Raw genomic sequence first — 24,256 nt, 5'->3', positions numbered from 1 at the left:
TATAAGCCGATGGGAACGTTTAAAATTGAAGGAGGAATACGATTAAAAGGAGATGTTATTCCGCAAGGGGCTAAAAATGAGGCCTTGCAGGTTTTGTGTCCGGTGTTGTTAACTTCCGAAAAAGTTAGGATTACCAATATTCCTGATATTATTGACGTGAACAAACTGATCACGCTTTTAGGAAACTTAGGAGTTAAAATTCAAAAAAACGGAGCTGGAGATTATACCTTTCAGGCCGATGAAGTAAATATAAAATACCTTGAAACCGAAGCTTTTAAGAAGGAAGGTGGGTCTTTAAGAGGTTCGATCATGATTGTTGGGCCACTTTTAGCGCGTTTCGGGAAAGGATACATTCCAAAACCGGGAGGAGATAAAATCGGACGTCGTCGTTTGGATACGCACTTTGAAGGATTTATCAACTTAGGAGCAAAATTCAGATACGAAAGAGCCGATCATTTTTACGGTGTGGAAATTGATGGAAAATTACAGGGAACTTACATGCTTTTAGACGAAGCCTCGGTAACGGGAACTGCTAATATCGTAATGGCTGCAGTTTTAGCAGAAGGGACGACAACAATTTACAATGCAGCCTGTGAGCCATACTTACAACAGTTATGTAAGATGTTGAACTCGATGGGAGCAAAAATTACCGGAATCGGTTCTAACTTATTAACTATTGAAGGTGTGGAAAGCCTTGGAGGTTGTGAGCACAGAATTTTACCGGATATGATTGAAATCGGATCTTGGATTGGTCTTGCCGCCATGACTAAGAGTGAAATCACTATTAAGAATGTAAGCTGGGACAATTTGGGTGTTATTCCGAATGTTTTCAGAAAGCTTGGTATTACTTTGGAGCGAAGAGGAGACGATATTTACATACCTTCCCATCAAAACGGTTACGAGGTAAAAACCGATATTGACGGTTCTATTTTAACCATATCCGATGCGCCTTGGCCTGGTTTTACACCGGATTTATTGAGTATCGTTTTGGTTGTAGCGACGCAAGCCAAAGGTGATGTGCTAATTCATCAGAAAATGTTTGAAAGCCGTTTGTTTTTCGTAGATAAATTAATTGATATGGGGGCAAAAATCATGCTTTGTGACCCGCACAGAGCGGTGGTTATGGGGCACGATTTCAAATCGCAATTGAAAGCAACTACAATGAGTTCTCCGGATATCAGAGCCGGAATCTCTTTGTTGATTGCCGCTTTAACGGCTAAAGGAACCAGTACGATTCAAAATATTGAACAAATTGACAGGGGTTATGAGAAAATCGATGAGCGTTTAAGAGCTTTAGGCGCTAACATTGTTCGTGCGTAATTTATGTTTTTATGAATAGTTATAAAGAGCTGAATTGTAATACATTCGGCTCTTTTCTTTTTACAGATTATGGAACTTGATATTTTATTTTTTCTTTGCCTTGCTTCTTTTTTTGCCGGATTTGTTGATGCCATAGTTGGAGGTGGTGGTTTGATTCAAACACCGGTAGCACTTATTTTATTGCCGAATTATTCGGTAGCTTCTATCATTGGGTCGTTAAAAATCCCTGCCTTTAGCGGAACCAGTTTTGCCGCTTTTCAATACTTGAAAAAAGTGCAGATGAACTGGAAATTGTTAGGGATTATGTCGGTAATCGCCTTTGCTTCCTCATTTATCGGTTCTAGTGTTCTTATAAAGGTAAGCAACGATTTCATGAAACCGCTTCTTTTAGTGGTGCTTACTTTTTTAGCGATTTACACCTTCATGAAAAAGAATTTTGGGCAGCATCAGGAGAAGGAGTTAAGCCTTAAAACCCAAATTTTATATGCAATTGTGATTAGTATGGCTGTTGGGTTCTACGATGGTTTTATTGGTCCGGGAACAGGAAGTTTTCTGGTTGTAGCGTTTGTTTCTGTGCTTGGCTTTGATTTTCTTCATGCTTCGGCAAATGCAAAAATGGTTAATTTGGCAACTAATTTCGGTTCAATTTGCCTTTTTGTGCTGAAAGGGAAAATTATTTGGGCTATGGCGCTTCCTATGGCTTTGTGTAATGCTTTGGGCGGTTTTTTAGGAGCGAAACTGGCTATTAAAAAAGGAAATGGGTTTATTCGCGGTTTCTTTTTAATAGTTGTGATAGGAACTCTGATTAGGTTTGGATACGATGTTTTCGTTAAGTAAAGAACTATAATTAAGAAATCGGATGAAGTATTTAATACTAATGGTGCTTGCTTCTTTTCTGATTAGTTGCAATTCTGATAAGAATAAACAACAACAGTTTTATAAGGCAACTAGAAATGAAAATTCAGCAGTACTTAGTTTGAAGATTGATAACGATCAATTCTATGGTCGCTACAAAGTGCGCTATGCTGATGGAATTATAGATTCCGGCAATGTTCGTGGTGTTATTATTGGAGACACGCTTCGGGGTCGTTTTAAATACATTTCCTATGGTGGAAATCAAGAGGTAAAGCCTTTTTTGCTTTTGAAAAGAGGGGATACTTTAAGATTAGGAAGCGGCGCGGTTTACAAATACATGAAAATACCTTATTATACTCCGGGAAGTATCGAATTTAGGACTTCTGATTTTCAGTTTCTTCCAATAAATGAAACTGATTTTAAAGATTCAGATTCAAAAATGAAATGATTTGCATAAAAAAAGCGTTGAGTAGAATTCAACGCTTTTTTTATTGGCCATATTTAGTTTAAAATATTCAAAAATTTCAGGCCGAAAACGATGCCATCCGTTTGAAAACCGCTTTGGTAGGAACGAACATAATCGATACGCATTAAACGGAATTTACCCAATCCGAAATTGTCAAAACCAACCGAGAATTCCTGATACGGTTTGTAATTCGGAACGTTTAACTGATGAAAGCCAACCACCAAATTCCATTGCAATTTGTTTAAAAGCGGAATTTTGTTCATGATAAACCCTTTGTCGTTGTGTTCCATATGGGTTTCAAAATAGGCATCATTAGTACTGTTGGTATAGTAGGGAAGCAGGTTGAATACATTCAAGTATTTATTCGCCATTCCGATGTGCGTTTGGTTTCCGTTAAAATGCTTGTAATCGATAAAAGATATATTCTCAGCATTGAAAAATTTTCCGCCTTTTAATCGTATGGCAAAATCACCTTTATTTCCAAGAGTTTTATCGTAATCGATTAGCCCACTTACAAAGTCATAATTGTAGCTGTCTTTATTTCCGGCAAATCCTTTTTCGTAATTAAAAGAAAGTTTTGGATAGTCATCATTAGCAATGTTGATTCTTCCGTCGGGACGCGTGATGTATTTATTGCCAAAACTGATACGGGTTCCAATGGTCGCTTTCATCAAATTGTGTTTTTCAAATGCCGCAACCGAGTTGTTATAAGGTAGTAAAGGATTGTTGGAAGTGTAGTCCTTATCGTTTTTAATAAGAACATAATCGGTATTGTTAAATAGTGGTTTTCTGGCGGAATATTCTAGACTTCCTGTTAAACCGATTCCGTTCAGAACGTTTTGGCTGTAAGCAATTTTTGCAAATTCCTTGTTGTAGTATTTCGCATAATTATCCTTGAAAAATAAAGTACTTACCGAATTCACCAAATTGCTAATCGGATTGGAAGGATTAAATTGATTGATGCTGCTTCCTCCCGACAAGGTAATCAAAGCATAATTGATGTTGTTGAAACGATGTGTAATGCTTCCGTTGATGCGCAAACGGTCTTCGGCAAAACCATAATTGAATACCGAATTGATGAACGTGTATTTCCCTTTTTCTTCATCGCGTTTACTGAACGAGAAACCAGAATCTAGATTCCAGCCTTGCACGGTATTGAATCCTAATGAGGTAACGTCCAAAACGCCTTTGTATGATGCAGACCATTTATTGTAGGTGTCACGATAAGTGTAACCGGTAATGAGTTTTTGTAATTTGAACTTATTGCCTTTAGCATCGATGGAGTCCAGATAGACCTGCGATTTTCGTATCGTTTGAATGCTGTCTTTTTTATGATAATCGCCAATTTCTTCATCGGTTAAAGGAACCGGTCGGCTTTCATTCCAGAAGCCGTCGTCTTTTTTATTGGCATCCTTTACAATTTTGGCCACTTCATTGGTAAACACTTTTTTCTCGAATTTGTCCCTGAAAACATAATTACTGAACACATGCGTGAACTTTCCGGTAAAGCCCATTCCAAACATGCCTGCTTTGAAATCGATGGTTTGTTGGTTCTTTGCCCAAATTTTAGTCTGCGGATTGTAGTTGTAGTTTTGCGTAAATTTAATGTTCTCCAAAATCGGCTGTTGCATTCTGTAACCTTTACTGTCTAAATCAATAGCGTAAATGGCCCAAGTATCTTCTACTATATATAGATAGCCTTCAAAAACGGGTTCTTTGTCGCGTCTTGGTTTTACTTTGATTTTATTGATGAGTTGGTTGTGGTCGTCAACAAAAGTGCTTTCTAAGGTATACTTATAATAACTTAAAGCATTGTCTGCAATTGGGGAAATCATGTTGATGCCCATTTCTACATAATTGGAATAAAAATCGTAATTGGTTCCGCGGGCAGTATTAAAACTGAATCCGTTGTCGTCACCACTTACTTTAGAGGCGATGATTTCTTCTTTAATCTTATCCGGTTTTTCATAGGCAATCTTGGATACGGTTTCAGACAGATATAAAATTCCGGTTCCGGTAGAATCTAATGAACCGTCAAAATCGCCAATTTCCACGCCCATAAATTTCTTGGGAACGTTTTTTGCTCGGAATATTCCTCTGGAATAAAAATCAGCCTCGTATTTATCGGTTTTATCCGAATTCTTTTTTCGGTTTTTAATGGCGCTTCGTATGATTGCATAAGCCGGATCTTCTTTACTTGGGGTGATCACCATTTCAGACAATGTGTAATTTTCGTCTTCAAGCGTTACATTTATAGTGTATGGAAATTGAGAAATGTCTTGCGTTACCTTTTTGGTTTTATAGCCTAAAGATTGGAATTGTAAGGTGTAATTTCCTTTTTCTTTGACCACTAACTCATAAAGGCCGTCGTCGTTAGCCGAGGTTCCGTTATAGGTTCCCTGGATCATTACGGTGGTGTAGGGGATGGGATTTCCGTTTTTATCGGTGATTTTTCCTTTGATTTGTGCAAATACGTTTGAAATAAAAAGAAGGGCAGTTAAAAAAAATAGTTTTTTCATTTAAAGGTTTATGATGCTAGACGATTTTAATTGATGATTGGTTGTATAGGTTATAAAAAAGATTTGATGGCCAATTCGTAACTCGTTAGCCCAAATCCGATAATTACTCCTTTCGCATTTGGAGAAATGTATGATTGGTGACGAAAACTTTCTCTGGAAAAGGTATTGGATATGTGTACTTCAATCACTGGAGTACTGATGGCTTTTACTGCATCGCCAATTCCAATGGAAGTATGCGTGTATGCCGCAGCATTGAGAATGATTCCGTCATACGAAAAACCGATTTCCTGAATTTTTGAAATGATTTCCCCTTCAATATTGCTCTGGAAGTAATGTAAATCTACCGTAGCGTATTTGTTTTTTAAGAGGAAAAAGTAATCTTCGAAGGTTTCGTTGCCGTAAATTTCAGGTTCGCGTTTTCCCAACAAGTTTAAATTAGGGCCGTTTATTATGATAATTTTCATACAAGTTGTTTTTGTAAATGTAGTAAAATAGGTCTTTAACGTAACTTCTTAAAGAAAAATTTAGCAGTCTGTACTTTAAGTTTTGCACTGATTTTGGCTGTTCTAAGCAAATTTAAGAAAAAAATAAACAAAAATGTAAGAAAATACATCGTTGTTTTTTTGAAAAAAATAAAAAAATGAGGTTATTTTTCATTTTTTTAACAAAAATTAAGTGGTTAAATATCAGTAATTTAAATTTAATATGGGTTAAAAAAATTATAAAAAAGGGCTGTTTTTTTTTAGTCAAATTTTTTTGGAATGTTATTTTTATACATTTGTCGAGTAAATTTTTAAAATTTAAACTAAACATGAAAAAAATTATTTTAACTGTTGCAGCAGTATTCGCTTTCGGATTTGCTAATGCACAAGAGACTACAGAAGCTAAAGGTTTTGGTTTTTCTAAAGGTAACATCATGGTAGAAGGAAACTTAGGTTTCAGTTCAACAAATGATAAAAACACTGAGGTTAAAACTAACTCTTTCGAATTCAATCCTAAAGCTGGTTATTTCGTAACTGACAAATTCGCTGTAGGTATTCAATTAGGAATCGGTTCTGATAAAGAAGAAACTGCAGGAACTGATACAGACAAAAACTCAAACTTTGATGCAGGTGTTTTCGGTCGTTACTATTTCTTAGATTTAGGTCAAAGATTCAAAACTTACGCTGAAGCTGGAGTTAATTTCCAAAACGGAAAAGCTGGTTTAGCTGATGCTAAATATTCAGGAGTTGGAGTTGGTGCTGGTTTAGGTATTAACTATTTCGTTTCTGAAAGTTTTGCAATTAACTTTGGTTTAACTGATGTATTGTCTTACTCTACAAAAAAATGGGATGGTGGAAAAGCTGTAAGTGAATTTAACGGTAATGTTAATGTGTTTAACAACTTCTTCTCAACTGCTCAATTTGGTTTAACTTACAAGTTCTAATCAACAGAGTTTTAAGAATATTAAAAAGCCCCGCTTTAGCGGGGCTTTTTTTGTTAATTAAATTGTTGATATCTAGTGTTTTATTAATAGCTTATTGCTTGTTATTTATGGATAAATTTATAAGTAATTAATATTAAATTCAATTATCTATGAAAAAAACGTTATTGGTTTTAGCTGCTGTTTTCGCATTGGGAACTGCAGCACAGGCACAGGACGACAAATCTTCGGGGATGTCTAGTGCCGGGATGGTTAAATTCGGGCCTAAGGCAGGTTTGAATATTGCAACTGTTAGTGAAGACAATACTAAGGCTTTGGTCGGTTTTCATGTTGGTGGTTTTGCAGAAATTATGTTGAACGACAAATTTGCGATTCAACCGGAGGTTTTGTATTCTGCACAAGGAGCAAAAGCTGATGTCGGTAATGGCGAATGGAAACTTGGTTATATCAATGTTCCGGTTATGGCTAAATATTTCGTTGCAGAAGGATTTAGCGTAGAGGCTGGTCCGCAGATTGGTTTTTTAATGACCGCGGAAGACGAGGACGGTCATGATTTCAAAGATTCTTTGGAAACCACTGATTTTGGTTTGAATTTTGGTGCGGGTTATGCTTTACCAATGGGACTAATGTTTCAGGCAAGATATTGTCTAGGTTTGAGTGACATTGCAAAAAACAATAGCGGAGATGCTGTTAAAAACGGTGTATTCCAATTATCTGTTGGCTATAAATTCTAACAGATTGTTTTTTTTAAAAAAAAGCTCCTTTTAAAGGAGCTTTTTGTTTTTATCAGTGTTTATTTTAAAATTTAAATCCTATTCCGGCCTGGAACACTTTGTTTTTGGCGTCGCTGTCTTTAATGACTTCATTTAAACTTTGGGTATAGCGACCCGTTAGGAAAACGCCACCGGGAAAATTAAACGATAAACCGGCCGCCAGAGCTGTATCAAAGTTGTTATAGTTGTTTTCCTGTGGAGGCGTATTGTTTTCTCCTTTGTAATCCACTTTTTCGCTTATCTTTAAGCCAAATTGAGGGCCTGCTTCCAAGCTCAATCCTTTAAATAAATAAAGTTTTGCTAAAATTGGAAAATTGATGTAATCCAGTTTGTACTGCATGCGGTTTCCTAATACATTGTCGTATTCAAAACCTTGACGGGAATAAAGCGCTTCCGGTTGAAGAGAAAGTATTTTGGGTACTAGGCCTATTTCTCCAACTAGTCCGATATGATATCCCACTCTTGGGTCCGGACCTTGTTCAAAATCACCTTTGGTTACGGTAGAATAGTTCATACCTCCTTTAATACCGATGCTGCTTCCGAGCTGCGCAGTTGCTGTAGTTGAAACAGCGAATAAAACTATACCTGCAAATAAAAATTTTAAAGTTCTCATATAAATAAATTTTAGTTTCTATATTTAAACCATAAATCATGCCGAATAGTATTCACCTCTGGTAATTTTAGATTTTTTTTAACGCAGATGCAGTCCTGGAAATCCTACATAAAAGAGTATAAAAACTACCTGAGGTTGGAGCGTGGTTTGTCCCAAAACACTATAGACAACTACGGTTTTGATATTGAAAAACTCGAAGCATATTTAGAGGAGCATTCTATTGATGAGAATCCCGTGAAAATTTCTGAAGAAACCGTTCAGCAATTCATTTATTCGATTTCCGGGAAAGTGAATGCCCGTTCACAAGCGCGAATCATCTCGGGATTGAAAAGCTTTTTTAATTATTTGATTTTTGAAGATTACAGAACCACTACGCCTCTGGAATTAATTGAGGTGCCTAAAATTGGAAGAAAGTTGCCCGATACACTTTCGCTGGTAGAAATCGACCAGTTAATTTCAGCAATTGATTTGTCTAAAGAGGAAGGGGAACGCAATAAAGCGATGCTGGAAACACTTTACAGTTGTGGTTTAAGGGTTTCAGAATTGATCAGTCTTAAAATATCCGATTTGTTTTTTGAGGAAGGTTTCATTAAAATTACCGGAAAAGGAAACAAGCAGCGTTTTGTGCCGATTAGCCCTTCAACCCAAAAATATATGATAATTTATAAAGAACAAATAAGAAATAGGTTGACTATTCAAAAAGGGTTTGAGGACACGCTTTTTCTGAACCGTAGGGGTAAACAACTCACAAGGGCAATGGTGTTTGCCATAATTAAAGATTTAGCCATAAAAATCAATTTAAACAAGACAATTAGCCCGCATACTTTTCGCCACTCTTTTGCGACTCATTTGCTAGAAAACGGCGCCGATTTACGTTCCATACAAATGATGTTAGGACACGAATCAATTACCACTACAGAAGTGTATATGCACTTGGACCGCAAACATCTTTCGGAAGTATTAAACGCGTATCATCCCAGAAAATAGATAAAAAAAAGGCTCTAATTCATTCAGAGCCTTTTTTATAAAATATGTAAAACGGTTATTTCGCAATATTTACCGCTCTTGTTTCACGAATAACGGTAATCTTAACCTGACCTGGATAAGTCATCTCGGTCTGGATTTTTTGTGAAATATCAAAAGACAGACTTCCTGCCATTTCATCACTTACTTTTTCACTTTCCACAATTACACGTAATTCACGTCCAGCCTGAATAGCATATGCGTTTTTAACTCCGTTAAATCCGTAAGCTATGTCTTCAAGGTCTTTCAAACGTTGGATGTAAGAATCAAGTACCTGACGTCTTGCTCCTGGACGCGCTCCGGAAATCGCATCACAAACCTGAATAATCGGAGAAATTAAAGACTTCATCTCAATTTCGTCGTGGTGCGCTCCAATTGCGTTGCAAACTTCTTCTTTTTCACCGTATTTCTCGGCCCACTGCATACCTAAGATTGCGTGTGGTAATTCGCTTTCGGTTTCCGGTACTTTACCGATATCGTGTAATAATCCGGCTCTCTTAGCTAATTTTACGTTTAATCCTAATTCTGCAGCCATGATTCCGCAAAGTTTGGCTACTTCTCGAGAGTGTTGTAATAAGTTTTGTCCGTAAGAAGAACGGTACTTCATTCTACCTACGATTTTGATCAATTCCGGGTGTAATCCGTGAATTCCTAAATCGATAACGGTACGTTTACCAACTTCGATAATTTCTTCTTCGATTTGCTTTTGTGTTTTTCCAACTACTTCCTCGATACGGGCAGGGTGGATACGTCCGTCGGTTACTAGTTTGTGTAATGCCAAACGGGCAATCTCACGACGAACTGGGTCAAAACAAGAAAGGATGATTGCTTCCGGGGTATCGTCTACAATGATTTCCACTCCCGTCGCTGCTTCTAATGCACGTATGTTACGGCCTTCACGACCAATGATTCGTCCTTTTACATCGTCAGATTCAATGTTGAAAACCGATACGCAATTCTCAACCGCTTCTTCAGTACCAACACGTTGAATGGTGTTGATGATTACTTTTTTAGCTTCTTGTTGAGCTGTCATTTTAGCCTCTTCAAGCGTTTCCTGAATGTAAGCCATAGCGTTGGTTTTGGCCTCAGCTTTTAAGCTTTCCATCAATTGGTTTTTAGCATCTTCGGCAGAAAGACCGGAAATGGTTTCCAATTGCTCTACCTGGCTTTTGTGAAGGCGTTCTACCTCAAGCTGTTTTTTGTCTACATGCTCGATTCGGTTGTTATAATCAGAAATTTTATGCTCAATTTCGTCGTTTAGCTTTTTGGTTTTTGCTAATTCGTTTGAGACTTGAGATTCTTTGTCTCGGGTTCTTTTTTCTGCTTCTGCAATCTTTTTATCCTTGGCTAAAATTTCTTTTTCATGTTCCGATTTCAATTCCAGGAATTTCTCTTTCGCCTGAAGCAATTTGTCTTTTTTGATGGCTTCGGATTCGGCTTTTGCGTCTTTTAAAATCGATGCCGCTTCTTTTTTTGCGTTTTTGATAAGGTTGGAAACATTCATTTTTTCTAAATATTTCGCGATTCCGAATCCTGCTCCGATTCCGGCCAGACAGCCAATAATTATAATTAGTGTATTCATAAGTTGTTTGAAAATTATATATAAAAAAAGCCTACATTAGGGGTATTGCATAAACTCGTATAGACAAGTTTTGAGTTAACTCGCTGTTCAAGGACCTGCTCAAGGCAGTTTGCTTTAGAAACGATGATTCACTCATTTGAATTTGTTAGTGTTGAGTTTATCAAATAGGTACTAATGTAGGCAGTATCTTGATTTATGTAAAGAACGTATTTATTTTGAAAGAATTGCGCTCAGTTTTTCATCCATTTTTTTTAAACGTTCAAAAGCCTCTGAATAATCAACTGATTTGTCAATTTGCTTTTGTTCCAGCTGCGATGCGAATTGCAGGGCAGACATGGCTAAAACGTCTTGTTTGTCGCGAACGGCATAGTTTTGTTCGAACTGCTTAATCATGGAATCAATCTTTTTAGAGGCACTTCTAAGCCCTTCTTCCTGCGAATAATCTACGGTTAGCGGATATACCCGGTCGGCAATTGATATTTTTATTTTAAGCTTTTCACTCATTTTCTACTAATCAGAAAGTTGGGCTATGCAATAATCAATTTCGCGTATTAATGAATTTATCTTGAGTTTTGTTTCTCTTTTATTCTCGTCACTGCCTAATAATGAATTGGTCATTTTTAGAGTTTCATATTGGTTTTTTAATACCTGAATTTCCTCCGTTTGCCTGTTGATTGTGCTTTCGGATTTTAATAATTCGTTTCGTAATTCCTGATTGGTGTTCTCCAGACTGTCCAGTTTTTGAACAAGTTTAGAGAATTTAATTTCAAGAGAATCAACGATTTCAGATAATCCACTCATTGCAGACCAATTTCATTACATGATTTACAAAGTTAATATTCCATTTGATATATAACAATACTTTTGTCTAAATTTTCAAAAATGTTGAAATTGTTTTGATAATATTTTGTGTGATAGCCAGTTATATAAAAATGAGCTTCCGGTTTATTTTATAGGTTATTTTTTATACATTAGCTGAATATTAGCCAAAATTTATTTTATGAAATTGCCATTTTTATTTTTGTTTTTATCTGCCTTATGTCTTGGACAGCGCCAAGATTATCCTAAAGATTACTTTCGATCTCCTTTGGATATACCACTTTTTGCCTCGGGTTCTTTTGGGGAATTACGTGGTAATCACTTTCATTCCGGATTAGATTTTAAAACACTTCAGCGGCAAGGATTGCCTGTTTTTGCTGTTGCAGATGGTTTTGTTTCCCGTATAAAAATTTCTGAAGGAGGTTATGGGAAAGCCTTGTATGTTACCCATCCCAACGGATATACTTCAGTTTACGGACATTTAAAGCAGTTTACAGGAGCCATAGCAGAATTTGTGCGTAAAAGACAATATGCTGAAAAGTCGTACGAAATTGAACTCTTTCCCATGGCCAATGAGTTGAGAGTGGAAAAAGGTCAGCAAGTTGCTTTCTCTGGAAATACAGGAAGTTCGGGAGGTCCACATCTTCATTTTGAAATAAGGGACAGTAAGACCGAACAAACGATTAATCCCCTGTTTTTTGGTTTCGATGCTAAAATGCCAGATAAAAAAGCACCCATGATTAACGATCTGGTGGCTTATGCTGTGGGTGACAGTTCTGTTGTCAACCAATCCCAGCGAACCATTCCTGTAAGTCTTTCTCTTCAACCTGACGGCAGTTATCTTGCTTCAAAAGTATTAGGAAAAGGCACGATTGGTTTTGCTGTAAATACATACGATACTGCAGATAATAATTACAATTGGAATGGAATCTATAAAGCAGCAGCTTTTTTAAATGGGTCCCAGATTTTCAGTTATGAATTTGATAAGTTTTCCTTCGACCAAACGCGGTACATTAATAATTTCATAGACTATTATCGTTATAAAACCATCAACCAGACGGTTCAAAAGTTATTCTTTAAGAGAAGATACCCGTTTTCTATGATAGATCAAAACAAGAAAAATGGGCTTATTTCTGTTTTACCGAACAGTACCTTCAATTACCGAATTGAAATTTCAGACTTCCATGGAAATAAACGAATGATTAACGTCCCTATTCAATTTTCTGAAGCCGATGCAACCATTGCTAAAGAAGAAAAGATTACCCCTTACTATGTCAAATCCAGAAACGATAATAATTATACCAAAGACAATGTTTCGGTTTTTATTCCTGAAAATGCTTTCTATGAGGATTTTTACATGAATTTTGAGGTAAAGGACAATGTACTTTATCTTCATAACGAAACGGTTCCGGTTCACAATAATATTACTGTTACTTTCGACGTTTCAGCTATTTCGGGAATTAATCGCGATAAAACCTTTATTTCCAGAATGGATGGAACAAAAAAAGAATATTTTACCACCTATAAAAAAGGAAATTTGTTTTCGGCCCGAACCAAAGATTTAGGTAAATTCTTCTTAGCAACAGATACCATAGCTCCAAGAATTTATCGACCAAATTTTAAAGAAGGAGAAAATCTTGATGGGTCTGATACTTTGACGGTTCATATTGATGATGATTTGTCCGGAATCAAGCAATACAACGGATATCTGAACGGAAAATGGATTTTGATGGATTATGATTATAAGACTAAAACCTTAACCCATTATTTTGACGATGCAATTTATGAAGAAGGAAAGAACGAATTAAAGGTAGTAGTTTCCGACAAAATGGGAAATTCTACTATCTTTGAAACACATTTCTTAAAAACAAAAAATACCCAACCAGTTGAAAAAAATAATTAAACTACTAACTATCTGTGTTTTTCTTGTAGGTTTTTCTGCAATAGCCCAAACTGCAAGGATTAAAGGAATCTTGCTGGACGAATCAAATGTTCCCATTCAGAATGCAACCATCAAAGCAGAAGGAAAAACCACCAATTCCAATGAAAACGGTTTTTATCTTTTAGTGATACCGGCGAATCAAAAAGTGAGCGTTGAAATCACTCATGTTTCTTACAAAAAAGCGGTTGTTAGTGTAGAGCTGAAACCAAACGAAGATTACGAGTTAAATGTAGTCTTAAATCAGAAGGCAGAACAGCTCGAAGGAGTTGTTGTTTCCGGAAATAAACGCAAGCGGGTAGAAGGTATAACTACCATCGAGCCTAAAACCATTCGTTTGATTCCTGGTGCAAATGCTGGGGTGGAGAACATTTTAAAGACACTTCCAGGGGTGTATTCCAATAATGAATTGAGTACACAATATGCAGTTCGTGGTGGAAACTACGACGAGAATTTAGTGTATGTAAACGAAATTGAAGTCTATCGTCCGTTCTTGATCCGTTCGGGGCAGCAGGAAGGATTGAGTTTTACTAATGCTGAAATGGTTTCCAATGTAGATTTTTCGGCCGGAGGTTTTCAATCGAAATACGGGGACAAACTTTCTTCGGTTTTAGATATTACCTACCGAAGACCTACCAAATTTCAAGCGGCTTTGGATGCAAGTTTATTAGGCGGAAGTGCTACGGTCGATTTGGTTTCCAAAAATCAGAAATGGAGTAATATTACCGGAATCCGTTACCGAAACAACAGTTTGCTGGTAAACAGTCAGGAAACCCAAAGTAACTATAAACCGAGTTTTGCAGACATTCAAACTCAGATCAATTATGATGCTTCATCTAAATGGCAGTGGAGCTTTCTGGGGAATATTTCACAGAACAAATACCACTATCAACCGCTAAGCAGACAAACTAATTTCGGAACTATTGACGAACCAATTGCGCTTCAGGTTTTTTATGATGGTCAGGAAAAAGACGAATACCTTACTTATTTCGGTGCTGTAAAATCAGTATATCAGGTAAATGATGATTTTAAGTTGAAATTCATCGGTTCCGCCTACCACACGCAGGAGCAGGAGCATTTTGATATTTTGGCGCAATACCGTTTAGGTGAAATTGATACCAATATTGGTTCAGATACTTTTGGGGATGTGGTTTATTCACGTGGAGTTGGTTCTCAATTAACGCACGCAAGAAATAATCTTGATGCTTTGATTGTAAATGCGGAAGTGAAAGGATTTCATGAACTAGTTAAGAAGAACAGTCAAGTGGAATGGGGTTTCAAATATACAAGAGAAGATATTCGTGACCGTTTGGTGGAATGGGAAGTAGTAGATTCTGCCGGTTTTTCTTTGCCAAATCCAATTATTGATGTTCCTAATGACCAGCCGTACAATCCTTATTACGGGCCTTTAGCACCTTATAAAAATGTTCGTGCAACTAATTTTGCAAAAATCAACCGTTTTTCAGGTTACGCTCAATGGAATTACAGAGGAACTTTAGGGAGTAATGAAATATGGATAAATGCTGGTGTTCGTGCGCATCAGTGGCAAGTTTCGGGAGATAGTATTAGTGGAGACAGTCAGGTGGTTTTCAGCCCAAGAGCTCAATTCGCATTGAAACCGGAATGGGAAAAAGACATGTTGTTCAGACTTTCCGGAGGTTTGTATCAACAGCCACCTTTTTATCGTGAATTAAGAGATTATGATGGAGTAGTACAACCCAATGTAAAAGCGCAGAAATCGTACCATATTGTATTTAGCAACGATTATAGTTTTAAGATGTGGGACCGTCCTTTCAAATTGGTTTCCGAGGCGTATTATAAGATGTTGTCTGACGTGAATACCTATACGATTGACAATGTTCGTATCCGTTACCGTGCTAATAACGATGCTACGGCTTATGTTTATGGAGCTGATTTTCGTCTTAACGGAGAATTTGTGCCGGGTACAGAATCTTGGTTTAGTTTCGGTTACCTGAAAACGGAAGAAAATCAAAACAACAGAGGGAACATCGCAAGACCAACAGACCAACGTTTGAAATTCGGTTTATTGTTCCAGGATTATATGCCTGCGTTGCCAAACGTGAAAATTTACATGAACTTAGTATACAACACAGGGCTTCCGGGAGGTTCTCCTTCTTATGCCGATCCATATAAATACCAAATGCGTTTGAATGATTACCGCAGGGCGGATGTCGGATTCTCTTATGTATTCAAGGATGCAACAATTAATTCGAGCCGAAATTGGTTGAAAAATTTCAAGGAACTTGCCCTTGGATTGGAAATTTATAATATGTTCAACAATCAGAATGCAATTACCAATACTTGGGTGCGTGATGTGTATACGAAGAGCCAATATGGGATACCGAATTACATGACAACTCGAACCTTTAATGTGAAATTAAATATTAGATTGTAGTTCGTTTGTAAAAGTTTTATATTTGATAGACAAAATCAAAGAGGATGAAAAAAATTCAAACCTATCTTTTGTTTTCCGCTTTTGCCTTTTTGGCGAGCTGTAAACAGGAAACCGAAAAACCTAAAGTAATTTACGAAGAGAATAAGTCTGCTTCAGAACATCAGGTGAAAAGGGATTCCTCTCAGATTAAAATTGCCGATTTACCCATCAACATGGAAGGTACTCGTTATCTGATTCATGCAATCGGAGATGTGCGTGTCTCGGCGGAACGTAGCAGTTATGGTTCCAGTAAAACAAATTCGGTGAGTTATGCCTTGTCGAACTATAATCGTTTTGAGTTGACCGGTTATTTTGAAAACCTAAAATTTCAACACGTTGATTCTACCGCATTACGTCCTTTAACGGATAAGGTGATTCAGATTCAAACCGCGACCTATTTGAATACAATAGCCGATAGAAGTAAAAAGCAAATTTTGGTTTATGCTTTGGTTGATTCGGACACGAACAGAGACAGTAAGATCGATTCCAATGATATTAAAGCACTTTACATAAGTAATTTTAACGGAACAAAGTTCACTAAACTATCTCCGGAATTACAAGAATTAATTGATTGGAGTGTGATTGATGTTCAGAATCGTCTTTATTTTAGAACTATTGAAGATAATAACAAAAATGGCGCTTTTGATAAAAATGATAAGGTGCATTATTACTTTGTCAATCTTCTTGCCAGAGAATGGAAAGCAGAGCAATACGAACCGATTGAAATAGTTAAATAAAAAAAGCGAACTTAGGTTCGCTTTTTTTTATATCAAAATATCGCTTTCCAAATCCGATTTTTCAATGGTGAAGTCAAAACCTAACTTGGATACAACCTCAATAACAAGTTTTTTATACCAATTTTCACTTTTAGGATGGATGTAGATTTTTTCAATCATTTTGGTAATGTCTACATCAATTTTTAAACCTTCATTAATTGATAGTTTTTGAGGTGTAACATCGGAAATAACCCGGATCTCGTTCTCGTACTGAAAACTCTTGCGTTTGAACAGAAAAGGGAAAAACGCATCATCAAAGGGAATCAGTTCTTTTTTATAGTCGATGTAATTTACTTCTCCAATGTATTGCTCAAAATTGCGTTCCATTGCCAAGGCTTCTTTTAACTTTCCAATGGTAGACTGAATAGCCAATCCTTCGTTATTTTTGGTAAAAACCTGCCACATGGCAAAACTTTCGTATTCATTGGTGTGCCAGCTGCTGATCACTACATTTTCACGATGAGATTTGTAGTAGTCCAAAAACTTCGGATTGTTTTCAGAAATCTTTTTGATCTCCTCAAAAGTAGGTTCGCTAAAGGTTCCTTCGTATTGATCTTCAAACTTGTCGGAACGCGACATAAACATTTTTCCGGAGATTAAAATATCCAAAAATTTAGACAAATCCATGTACTTCCAAATAACAGTGTCCGGATTTTCTGGAAGCTTTATATTTGGGTTTTTTACGTACATTAATGTTGTGTAATTTTAGTAATTCTAATAATTGATCAACCTGAAAAACCTCAGAATTCTGGAATGACTACTCAAAGGATTGAAGCATCACCAATTTGGAATACGATCCGTTTTTCGCTAAAAGTTCTTCATGGGTTCCCTGTTCTACAATTTCTCCTTTTTGCATTACCACAATTTTATCCGCTTTTTGAATAGTTGATAAACGGTGTGCAATTACAACAGAAGTTCGGTTTTGCATCATGTTCTCCAAGGCTTGTTGAACCAAACGCTCGCTTTCGGTGTCAAGAGCTGAAGTCGCTTCGTCCAAAATCATAATCGGCGGATTTTTAAGCACCGCACGCGCAATGGAAAGACGTTGTTTTTGACCTCCGGAGAGTTTGTTTCCGGCATCCCCGATATTAGTTTCTATTCCGTTGGGTAAGTCTTTCACGAATTCGTAGGCATTGGCAATTTTTAAAGCTTCGATGATTTCTTCATCGGTAGCATTAGGCTTCCCGAGTAAAATGTTTTTCTTGATGGTGTCGTTAAATAAAATACTGTCTTGAGTTACCAAGCCCATCAAACCTCGTAAGGAATGCATGTTGATGTCTTTTATGTCAACACTGTCAATTTTTACACTTCCTTCCTGAACGTCATAAAAACGAGTCAGTAAGTTGGCAATTGTACTTTTTCCGCTTCCGGATTGCCCTACAAGAGCAACGGTTTTTCCTTTAGGAATTTCGAGTGAAAAGTTCTTCAGCACATTTTCTTCTTCGTATCGGAAATTAATGTTTTCAATGGAAATTTTGTTGTCAAAAGTAGTTTTTTGAACTGCATTGGGTTTGTTCTGGATTTCATTCTCTACTTCCAGTACTTCAAAAACACGTTCTGCAGCAGCTAATCCGTTTTTAACGGAATAAGAAGCTTTGGAAATTGCCTTGGCGGGAGTTAAAATATTGTATGCTAATCCCATATAGGCTAAGAAAGCGGCGCCATCCAAAAGAGGTTTTCCATTGGCGGCTTTTTCCAAAAGTACCATCTGTCCACCATACCAAAGAAGGATGGCAATAACTACGATTCCCATGAATTCACTCAGAGGGGAAGCCAGGTTGTTTTTGTTGCCAATGCTGTTGGATAGCTTCAATAAGCGGTTAACCGAATCGTTAAATCTATTTTTAAAAGAACCTTCAGCATTATAACTTTTTACTACTTTTAAACCACTTAAACTTTCTTCTACAATTGAAATTAAGAATCCGGCTTCATTTTGTGCTTTTACAGATTTTGATTTCAGGTTCTTGCCAATTCTTGAAATAACAAAACCCGAAATTGGAATGAAAATGAAAACAAACAACGTCAGTTTTACACTGATAGCAAGCATCGAAACAATTGCAAAAACAATGGTTAAAGGTTCCTTAATAATTAATTCCAGAATTGAAAAGAATGAATTTTGTACTTCGTTAACATCACCTAACATTCTAGCCATTACATCTCCTTTTCTCTTTTCGGAATAATAGGAAATCGGTAACTCAATGATTTTATCGTACATGGTAGTTCTTAAATCCCTTAAAACACCATTTTTTAAATGCATTATATGGTAAGATGCCAGATAGTTAAAAATGTTTTTAAAAAGAAAAGTGGAAATTACCAAAGCGACTACCAACATCAAAGCGTATTGTGGGCCCTTCAGCTCCGATAAGGTTGTGATGTGGTAGTAAAGATAGTTTTTTGAAAAATTCATAAGACTTCCAATGCCTTCGAAAACGGGTTTTTCGGTAACTTTTTCTGCATTGTCGAAAAGTACCTGCATCATTGGGATCAGCGCAATGAAAGACAAAGTGCTGAAAAGTGCATAAAGAATGTTGTACGTTACATTCCACACGATATGTGATTTATATCGAAGTGCGTAAGGAAGTATTTTTAATAAATTGCTGTCCATTAATTAGTTCAATTGCATTTCAGCAATGATGTTTTTGATTTTGTTATCCAGATAAGCTTCAGCTTCATGAAGTTCACTAACGCTTTCAATGGCGCAGTTCACACTGAAGTAAAACTTTATTTTAGGTTCGGTTCCGCTTGGGCGTGCACAGATTTTACTGCCGTCTTCCAGATAGTAAATAAGAACATTCGATTTTGGAATTTCAATCCCGAATTCTTCTCCGTTCATTAAATCTTTACCTTTTGAAGACTGATAATCTTCGATGCAAACAACGCGTTGACCGTTGATTTCTTTTACGGGGTTTTCGCGTAAATCCACCATCATCTGTTTGATTTCGCTGGCGCCGTCCATTCCTTTTTTGGTGATGGAAATCAGGTGTTCTTTGTAAAGACCAAAATCTACATACATCTGTTGTAATTCTTTATATAAAGAACTTCCTTTTTCTTTTGCCTGCGCTGCAATTTCGCAAACCAGAAGGGTAGAAGCCACCGCATCTTTATCGCGAACGGAATCGCCCACCATAAAACCGAAACTTTCTTCACCACCACCAATGAACTTCTGATTCGGGAAATCCTTGATCATTTTGGCGATCCATTTAAAGCCGGTTAAACCTACTTTGCATTCCACATCAAATCCAGAAGCTAGCTCTAACATCATTGGTGTAGATACGATGGTTGATCCAACAAATTCTGTTCCAGTTAGTTTTCCTTGTTTTTTCCATTGCTGAAGCAGAAAATGTGTCATGACAACCATGGTTTGGTTTCCATTTAATAAGATCATTTTGCCATTGTTGTCACGAACGGCTACTCCTAAACGGTCAGAATCTGGATCGGTACCGATAACGATATCTGCATTTGTTTTCTCGGCCAATTCCAGCGCCATGGTTAAAGCTTCCGGTTCTTCAGGGTTTGGTGAAACCACTGTTGGGAAGTTTCCGTTAGGTTCAGCTTGTTCTTTAACGATTTCCACATTGGAATAGCCAGCTTTAGCCAAAACATCGGGAACCAATTTAATGGAAGTTCCGTGAAGCGAAGTGAAAACAATTTTTAAATTTTCTTTGGCTGCAGCCGAAGTGTTAAACGTTGCATTTTCAATACAAGAATCGATAAAAGCATTATCCAATTCCGTATCAATATATTCGATTAAATCCGGATTGGCTTCAAATTTAATTTCGCTGTAATCCAAGGATTCGATGATTTGAATGATTTCATTGTCCTGTGGTGGAACCAATTGTCCTCCGTCTTGCCAATATACTTTGTAACCATTGTATTCCGGCGGGTTGTGTGAAGCGGTTAATACGATTCCGGAATGACAACCTAATTGCTTTACCGTAAACGATAATTCCGGAGTAGGACGCATGTCGGAAAATAAAAACACTTTGATGCCGTTTGCCGAAAAAACATTGGCTACCAATTGAGCAAGTGTGTCACTGTTATGACGGCAATCGTAAGCAATGGCAACTTTGATCTGTTCTCCCGGAAAGGATTGCTTTAAATATTGGGAAAGCCCTTGAGTATTTCTTCCTAAAGTGTATTTGTTGATACGGTTGGTTCCGATGCCCATAATACCGCGCATTCCTCCGGTTCCGAATTCTAAGTTTTTATAGAAACTGTCTTCTAATTCCTTTGGTGCAGAAGTCATCATTTCGCGGATGGCCTGATGAGTTTCGTTATCAAAAGTTGGGGAAAGCCAAACGTTTACTTTGTCTAAAATTGCTTTTTCAATGTGCATTACTTCAATGTTTTTTAATTTTACTAAGATTACAGGTTGATTTCCTTGGCAATCTTGTAGCGTTCTTCGTTGTTTTTTGTTCGTAAAATTATCTCACCCAGAAACCCGGCAAGAAAAAGTTGTGTTCCGATGATCATTGTAGTTAAAGCAATATAAAACCAAGGGTTGTTGGTTACCAAAATAGCCTGTTCGTGGCTGTAAATTTTGTATAATTTCATAATTCCGATGTAGCCTGCGGATAAAAAACCGATCAGGAACATAATTACACCTAAAGCGCCAAACAAGTGCATTGGGCGTTTACCGAATTTCGATAAAAACCAAATCGTGATCAAATCCAGAAAGCCATTAACAAAGCGGCTCATTCCGAATTTAGACGAACCGTATTTGCGCGCCTGATGAATCACGACTTTTTCGCCAATGTTACCAAAGCCGGCATTTTTTGCCAAAACCGGAATATAACGGTGCATTTCGCCTGAAACTTCCACGTTTTTTACCACAATGTTTTTGTAGGCTTTCAAACCACAGTTGAAATCGTTCAGATGAACGCCGGAAGTTTTTCGGGCTGCCCAATTAAACAATTTTGAAGGCAGGTTTTTAGCAACGACTGAATCATAGCGCTTCTTTTTCCAGCCGGACACCAAATCGTAATTATCTTTGGTAATCATATTGAAAAGCCCAGGGATTTCATCGGGTGAGTCCTGTAAATCGGCATCCATAGTGATGATGACATCGCCTTGAGCTTTGGCAAAACCAGCATGTAGTGCCTGAGATTTCCCGTAATTGCGTAAAAAACGAATTCCTTTAACGTTCGGGTTTTCTGCCGAAAGTGCTTCGATGGTGTTCCAGGAATTGTCGGTGCTACCGTCGTCAATAAAAAGAACTTCATAAGAGAAATTGTTTTCTTTCATGACTTTCACGATCCACGAATGCAGCTCGGGTAACGATTCCTGTTCGTTCAGTAAAGGAATTATGATGGATAAATTCATTAAATTATTCTAAGTTCGATGTTTTGTTTCTGAAAATTAAAGCTAAAAGCGATCCGAAAATGGCAGAAAAAATCAAACTGAAAACAAGTCCTTTAGATTGATTTCCAACAGAATAATTGTCTGTTTCTTGCATTTTCTCAACGATTTCTTTTAATTTATCGCTTGGAGTGCCGGCTTTTTTCATCATGTTTACCGTGTACTCGATTACTTCGTTGTTTAGGGTTTCCTTTGCAGCCGGATCAATAACATTAAACAATAAGATGTTGAATACTACGGATATTGCTGCTCCGATAGCTGCGGCAATAAAATATACGGTAAAAGCTTCTTTAAAAGTGATTAAACCGTTTAATTGTTTTTTTGTTTTTGAAACCAGAATGATACCAATGACAAGATAAACAACAATCATAATGATGCCTAACCACATATTGGTGAAAAGCTTTAGGTCTATTGCATAAAGGGAAGCGGTAAAAAGTACGGAGATTATACCCATGGCCAGACCATAATTAATTCCGTTTTGTTTGATGATTGGATTCATAATAGTTTCTGTTTTTGGTTTAAATAATTTACAAATATAAGAATTCTGCTCTATCAGCAGTTAGTTACTGTTCTTTAAAAAAAGTTACACAACTATTTGAAATTAAAAATATAGTTGTAAATTTGCAGCCTGAAATAAAAAGTTTATAAACAAAAAAGTTACAGTGTGTTTATACCTTTTAGAGAATAAAAGCATCAGAACAGCTGTAACCAATTAATAAAAAAGATTTACCATGAAAAAAGGAATTCACCCGGAAAATTACAGATTAGTAGCCTTCAAAGATATGTCGAATGAAGATGTATTCATTACTAAATCTACAGTAGAAACTAAAGAAACCATCACTGTTGACGGTGTAGAGTACCCAGTATACAAAATGGAGATTTCAAGAACATCTCACCCTTTCTATACCGGTAAATCGAAACTTATCGATACTGCAGGACGTATTGATAAATTCAAAAACAAATACGCGAAATTCAGCAAATAATAGCTGTTTCAATAGATTTGAAAGCCTCTCAGTTTTGGGAGGCTTTTTATTTTTATCTGAACGAAAACTTTGTAACTTTGGTTTTGGTTGCCGATAACCAATAAACAAACCGATACTCATGAACTATATACTTTTTGACGGAACTGTTCGCAATGCTTTATTGCCTTTTACCTTTACCCGTCCCGTAGCCGATATCCGTGTCGGGATTTTAACCATTCGTGAAAAATGGGAAAAATACTTAGGATACACCACCACCACATTAACGGAAGAATATTTAATGGAAAAGTTTCCCATGGTGGAAATGGAAGAAAACGTCATGATCAATGCTTCGTTTTTGCCTAACGACATTCTTTCGGAGATGGTACGGTCTTTAGAGGCAAATCAGGCGATTTTTTATAACGATGAGGTGATCGCTTTTTACAGCAAGGAAAATCAGGAAGAAGTGGATTTTGATACTTATGAAATCATCGAATACACTCAGGACTGCATTCAAATCCAGAATACTTGGGATATTTTTTCCAAAAATGATGTGGCTTTGCGTGAAGACTTCGAGCTTGTCACCGAAGGACGTTTTTCACAGCCTATTCCTAAGAGCGTAAATGTAATCGCACCCGAAAATATTTTTATCGAAGAAGGAGCAAAGTTAGAATTCGTCACCTTAAATGCCTCAACCGGACCTATTTATATCGGGAAAAATTCTGAAATTATGGAAGGTTCTGTAATTCGCGGGCCGTTTGCTTTGTGCGAAGAAGCACAAGTGAAATTAGCTACTAAAATATACGGAGCTACAACTGTTGGGCCTCATTCCAGAATTGGAGGCGAAGTGAATAATTCTGTTCTTTTCGGATATTCCAACAAAGGACATGATGGTTTTTTAGGAAATTCTGTTTTAGGAGAATGGTGTAACATCGGGGCAGACAGTAACAATTCCAACCTGAAAAACAATTACGAAGAAGTAAAATTGTGGAGCTATGAAACCGAAGGCTTTGCCAAAACCGGTTTGCAGTTTTGCGGGCTCATGATGGGTGATCACAGCAAATGCGGAATCAATACGATGTTCAATACCGGAACCGTTGTGGGAGTTTCTGCGAATATCTTCGGAAGTGGTTTTCCGCGCAATTTTGTACCGAGTTTCTCTTGGGGTGGCGCTTCAGGGTTTACAACCTATATGACCAGTAAAGCGTTTCAAACCGCTAAAATTGTAATGTCCCGTCGTCATGTGGATTTTACGGAACAGGATGCTAAAATTATGGAACACGTTTTTGAAGAAACCAAAAAGTACCGAAAAGAATAGTCTTTTATTCCAAGAAATAGAAACCGCGATTGCATAAGTAGTCGCGGTTTTTTTGTAA

At 37.0% G+C, this 24,256-nt stretch carries 22 protein-coding genes and 1 other RNA gene; 11 read left to right on the top strand and 12 right to left on the bottom strand.

The window, feature by feature from the left end; translation table 11 throughout:
* Positions 1–9 precede the first annotated feature (9 nt).
* The 3 genes from murA to LZZ90_RS03300 all read left to right on the top strand — a co-directional run bounded on the left by murA (position 10) and on the right by LZZ90_RS03300 (position 2,623).
* Complete coding sequence (gene murA, locus LZZ90_RS03310) at positions 10–1,320, top strand: UDP-N-acetylglucosamine 1-carboxyvinyltransferase (RefSeq protein WP_237789275.1); 1,311 nt, start codon at positions 10–12, stop codon at positions 1,318–1,320.
* 69 nt (positions 1,321–1,389) lie between these two features.
* Complete coding sequence (locus LZZ90_RS03305; protein ID WP_237789274.1) at positions 1,390–2,157, top strand: TSUP family transporter; 768 nt, start codon at positions 1,390–1,392, stop codon at positions 2,155–2,157.
* A gap of 22 nt (positions 2,158–2,179) precedes the next feature.
* Complete coding sequence (locus LZZ90_RS03300) at positions 2,180–2,623, top strand: hypothetical protein (RefSeq protein ID WP_237789273.1); 444 nt, start codon at positions 2,180–2,182, stop codon at positions 2,621–2,623.
* Between the two features lie 53 nt (positions 2,624–2,676).
* On the opposite strand, the gene LZZ90_RS03295 is transcribed toward LZZ90_RS03300, so the two are convergent.
* Positions 2,677–5,160, bottom strand: coding sequence for a DUF5686 and carboxypeptidase regulatory-like domain-containing protein (locus LZZ90_RS03295; RefSeq protein ID WP_237789272.1), 2,484 nt, complete (start codon positions 5,158–5,160; stop codon positions 2,677–2,679).
* Positions 5,161–5,210: 50 nt separating this feature from the next.
* Complete coding sequence (gene aroQ, locus LZZ90_RS03290; protein WP_237789271.1) at positions 5,211–5,624, bottom strand: type II 3-dehydroquinate dehydratase; 414 nt, start codon at positions 5,622–5,624, stop codon at positions 5,211–5,213.
* A gap of 347 nt (positions 5,625–5,971) precedes the next feature.
* On the opposite strand from aroQ, the gene LZZ90_RS03285 reads away from it, so the two are divergent.
* Both LZZ90_RS03285 and LZZ90_RS03280 read left to right on the top strand, forming a co-directional pair.
* A complete protein-coding gene (locus LZZ90_RS03285; RefSeq protein ID WP_237789270.1) occupies positions 5,972–6,586 on the top strand; it encodes an outer membrane beta-barrel protein in 615 nt (204 codons plus the stop codon).
* Between the two features lie 149 nt (positions 6,587–6,735).
* Positions 6,736–7,317, top strand: coding sequence for a porin family protein (locus LZZ90_RS03280; protein WP_237789269.1), 582 nt, complete (start codon positions 6,736–6,738; stop codon positions 7,315–7,317).
* A gap of 64 nt (positions 7,318–7,381) precedes the next feature.
* On the opposite strand, the gene LZZ90_RS03275 is transcribed toward LZZ90_RS03280, so the two are convergent.
* The gene (locus LZZ90_RS03275; protein WP_237789268.1) at positions 7,382–7,969 is read right to left on the bottom strand and encodes a porin family protein; all 588 of its coding nucleotides are present in this window, start codon (positions 7,967–7,969) and stop codon (positions 7,382–7,384) included.
* Between the two features lie 87 nt (positions 7,970–8,056).
* Between LZZ90_RS03275 and xerD the strand changes: the two genes are divergently transcribed.
* On the top strand, positions 8,057–8,956 hold the full coding sequence (xerD, locus tag LZZ90_RS03270) for a site-specific tyrosine recombinase XerD (RefSeq protein ID WP_237789267.1): 900 nt from the start codon (positions 8,057–8,059) through the stop codon (positions 8,954–8,956).
* A 55-nt stretch (positions 8,957–9,011) separates the two neighbouring features.
* Here xerD and rny read toward each other — a convergent pair whose 3' ends face one another.
* The 4 genes from rny to LZZ90_RS03250 form a co-directional block, all read right to left on the bottom strand.
* The gene (gene rny, locus LZZ90_RS03265) at positions 9,012–10,574 is read right to left on the bottom strand and encodes a ribonuclease Y (RefSeq protein ID WP_237789266.1); all 1,563 of its coding nucleotides are present in this window, start codon (positions 10,572–10,574) and stop codon (positions 9,012–9,014) included.
* Positions 10,575–10,625: 51 nt separating this feature from the next.
* A non-coding RNA gene (gene ssrS, locus LZZ90_RS03260) (6S RNA) lies at positions 10,626–10,731 on the bottom strand.
* A 53-nt stretch (positions 10,732–10,784) separates the two neighbouring features.
* On the bottom strand, positions 10,785–11,078 hold the full coding sequence (locus tag LZZ90_RS03255; RefSeq protein ID WP_237789265.1) for a cell division protein ZapA: 294 nt from the start codon (positions 11,076–11,078) through the stop codon (positions 10,785–10,787).
* Positions 11,079–11,084: 6 nt separating this feature from the next.
* A complete protein-coding gene (locus tag LZZ90_RS03250; protein WP_237789264.1) occupies positions 11,085–11,375 on the bottom strand; it encodes a hypothetical protein in 291 nt (96 codons plus the stop codon).
* Between the two features lie 199 nt (positions 11,376–11,574).
* On the opposite strand from LZZ90_RS03250, the gene LZZ90_RS03245 reads away from it, so the two are divergent.
* Genes LZZ90_RS03245 through LZZ90_RS03235 form a run of 3 tightly spaced genes read left to right on the top strand, consistent with a single transcriptional unit; the run spans position 11,575 to position 16,524 of the window.
* Complete coding sequence (locus LZZ90_RS03245; protein ID WP_237789263.1) at positions 11,575–13,296, top strand: peptidoglycan DD-metalloendopeptidase family protein; 1,722 nt, start codon at positions 11,575–11,577, stop codon at positions 13,294–13,296.
* Positions 13,280–15,748, top strand: coding sequence for a carboxypeptidase-like regulatory domain-containing protein (locus tag LZZ90_RS03240; protein WP_237789262.1), 2,469 nt, complete (start codon positions 13,280–13,282; stop codon positions 15,746–15,748). The genes LZZ90_RS03245 and LZZ90_RS03240 overlap by 17 nt, the downstream gene beginning before the upstream one ends.
* Before the next feature lie 44 nt (positions 15,749–15,792).
* Positions 15,793–16,524, top strand: a complete 732-nt coding sequence (locus LZZ90_RS03235; protein ID WP_237789261.1) for a hypothetical protein — start codon at positions 15,793–15,795, stop codon at positions 16,522–16,524.
* Positions 16,525–16,551: 27 nt separating this feature from the next.
* On the opposite strand, the gene LZZ90_RS03230 is transcribed toward LZZ90_RS03235, so the two are convergent.
* The 5 genes from LZZ90_RS03230 to LZZ90_RS03210 form a co-directional block, all read right to left on the bottom strand.
* Positions 16,552–17,253, bottom strand: coding sequence for a hypothetical protein (locus tag LZZ90_RS03230; RefSeq protein ID WP_237789260.1), 702 nt, complete (start codon positions 17,251–17,253; stop codon positions 16,552–16,554).
* Between the two features lie 67 nt (positions 17,254–17,320).
* Positions 17,321–19,168: an ABC transporter ATP-binding protein gene (locus tag LZZ90_RS03225; RefSeq protein WP_237789259.1), complete on the bottom strand. Its 1,848-nt coding sequence runs from the start codon at positions 19,166–19,168 to the stop codon at positions 17,321–17,323.
* A 3-nt stretch (positions 19,169–19,171) separates the two neighbouring features.
* Positions 19,172–20,899, bottom strand: a complete 1,728-nt coding sequence (locus LZZ90_RS03220; RefSeq protein WP_237789258.1) for a phospho-sugar mutase — start codon at positions 20,897–20,899, stop codon at positions 19,172–19,174.
* A 29-nt stretch (positions 20,900–20,928) separates the two neighbouring features.
* Positions 20,929–21,885, bottom strand: a complete 957-nt coding sequence (locus LZZ90_RS03215) for a glycosyltransferase family 2 protein (RefSeq protein WP_237789257.1) — start codon at positions 21,883–21,885, stop codon at positions 20,929–20,931.
* A 4-nt stretch (positions 21,886–21,889) separates the two neighbouring features.
* Positions 21,890–22,420 (bottom strand): DUF4199 domain-containing protein, encoded by a 531-nt coding sequence (locus tag LZZ90_RS03210; protein WP_237789256.1) that lies wholly within the window; start codon positions 22,418–22,420, stop codon positions 21,890–21,892.
* A 232-nt stretch (positions 22,421–22,652) separates the two neighbouring features.
* Between LZZ90_RS03210 and LZZ90_RS03205 the strand changes: the two genes are divergently transcribed.
* Positions 22,653–22,904, top strand: a complete 252-nt coding sequence (locus LZZ90_RS03205; RefSeq protein WP_237789255.1) for a type B 50S ribosomal protein L31 — start codon at positions 22,653–22,655, stop codon at positions 22,902–22,904.
* A 118-nt stretch (positions 22,905–23,022) separates the two neighbouring features.
* Entirely contained in the window at positions 23,023–24,198 is a 1,176-nt protein-coding gene (locus LZZ90_RS03200; protein ID WP_237789254.1) for a GlmU family protein, read from the top strand.
* The last annotated feature ends 58 nt before the right edge of the window (positions 24,199–24,256 follow it).

The sequence above is a fragment of the Flavobacterium sp. SM15 genome (assembly GCF_022012335.1).
Taxonomy (GTDB): domain Bacteria; phylum Bacteroidota; class Bacteroidia; order Flavobacteriales; family Flavobacteriaceae; genus Flavobacterium.
This window is presented reverse-complemented; position numbering and strand designations above follow the sequence as displayed.

What these genes read in the sequence shown, in the direction of transcription:
- xerD (WP_237789267.1), top strand. Translation starts at nt 8,057, where the DNA reads ATGCAGTCCTGGAAATCCTACATAAAAGAGTATAAAAACTACCTGAGG.
- LZZ90_RS03300 (WP_237789273.1), top strand. Translation starts at nt 2,180, where the DNA reads ATGAAGTATTTAATACTAATGGTGCTTGCTTCTTTTCTGATTAGTTGC.
- rny (WP_237789266.1), bottom strand. Translation starts at nt 10,574, where the DNA reads ATGAATACACTAATTATAATTATTGGCTGTCTGGCCGGAATCGGAGCA.
- LZZ90_RS03230 (WP_237789260.1), bottom strand. Translation starts at nt 17,253, where the DNA reads ATGTACGTAAAAAACCCAAATATAAAGCTTCCAGAAAATCCGGACACT.
- LZZ90_RS03215 (WP_237789257.1), bottom strand. Translation starts at nt 21,885, where the DNA reads ATGAATTTATCCATCATAATTCCTTTACTGAACGAACAGGAATCGTTA.
- murA (WP_237789275.1), top strand. Translation starts at nt 10, where the DNA reads ATGGGAACGTTTAAAATTGAAGGAGGAATACGATTAAAAGGAGATGTT.
- LZZ90_RS03280 (WP_237789269.1), top strand. Translation starts at nt 6,736, where the DNA reads ATGAAAAAAACGTTATTGGTTTTAGCTGCTGTTTTCGCATTGGGAACT.
- aroQ (WP_237789271.1), bottom strand. Translation starts at nt 5,624, where the DNA reads ATGAAAATTATCATAATAAACGGCCCTAATTTAAACTTGTTGGGAAAA.
- LZZ90_RS03210 (WP_237789256.1), bottom strand. Translation starts at nt 22,420, where the DNA reads ATGAATCCAATCATCAAACAAAACGGAATTAATTATGGTCTGGCCATG.
- LZZ90_RS03255 (WP_237789265.1), bottom strand. Translation starts at nt 11,078, where the DNA reads ATGAGTGAAAAGCTTAAAATAAAAATATCAATTGCCGACCGGGTATAT.
- LZZ90_RS03245 (WP_237789263.1), top strand. Translation starts at nt 11,575, where the DNA reads ATGAAATTGCCATTTTTATTTTTGTTTTTATCTGCCTTATGTCTTGGA.
- LZZ90_RS03225 (WP_237789259.1), bottom strand. Translation starts at nt 19,168, where the DNA reads ATGGACAGCAATTTATTAAAAATACTTCCTTACGCACTTCGATATAAA.
- LZZ90_RS03285 (WP_237789270.1), top strand. Translation starts at nt 5,972, where the DNA reads ATGAAAAAAATTATTTTAACTGTTGCAGCAGTATTCGCTTTCGGATTT.
- LZZ90_RS03305 (WP_237789274.1), top strand. Translation starts at nt 1,390, where the DNA reads ATGGAACTTGATATTTTATTTTTTCTTTGCCTTGCTTCTTTTTTTGCC.
- LZZ90_RS03200 (WP_237789254.1), top strand. Translation starts at nt 23,023, where the DNA reads ATGAACTATATACTTTTTGACGGAACTGTTCGCAATGCTTTATTGCCT.
- LZZ90_RS03205 (WP_237789255.1), top strand. Translation starts at nt 22,653, where the DNA reads ATGAAAAAAGGAATTCACCCGGAAAATTACAGATTAGTAGCCTTCAAA.
- LZZ90_RS03295 (WP_237789272.1), bottom strand. Translation starts at nt 5,160, where the DNA reads ATGAAAAAACTATTTTTTTTAACTGCCCTTCTTTTTATTTCAAACGTA.
- LZZ90_RS03220 (WP_237789258.1), bottom strand. Translation starts at nt 20,899, where the DNA reads ATGCACATTGAAAAAGCAATTTTAGACAAAGTAAACGTTTGGCTTTCC.
- LZZ90_RS03235 (WP_237789261.1), top strand. Translation starts at nt 15,793, where the DNA reads ATGAAAAAAATTCAAACCTATCTTTTGTTTTCCGCTTTTGCCTTTTTG.
- LZZ90_RS03250 (WP_237789264.1), bottom strand. Translation starts at nt 11,375, where the DNA reads ATGAGTGGATTATCTGAAATCGTTGATTCTCTTGAAATTAAATTCTCT.
- LZZ90_RS03275 (WP_237789268.1), bottom strand. Translation starts at nt 7,969, where the DNA reads ATGAGAACTTTAAAATTTTTATTTGCAGGTATAGTTTTATTCGCTGTT.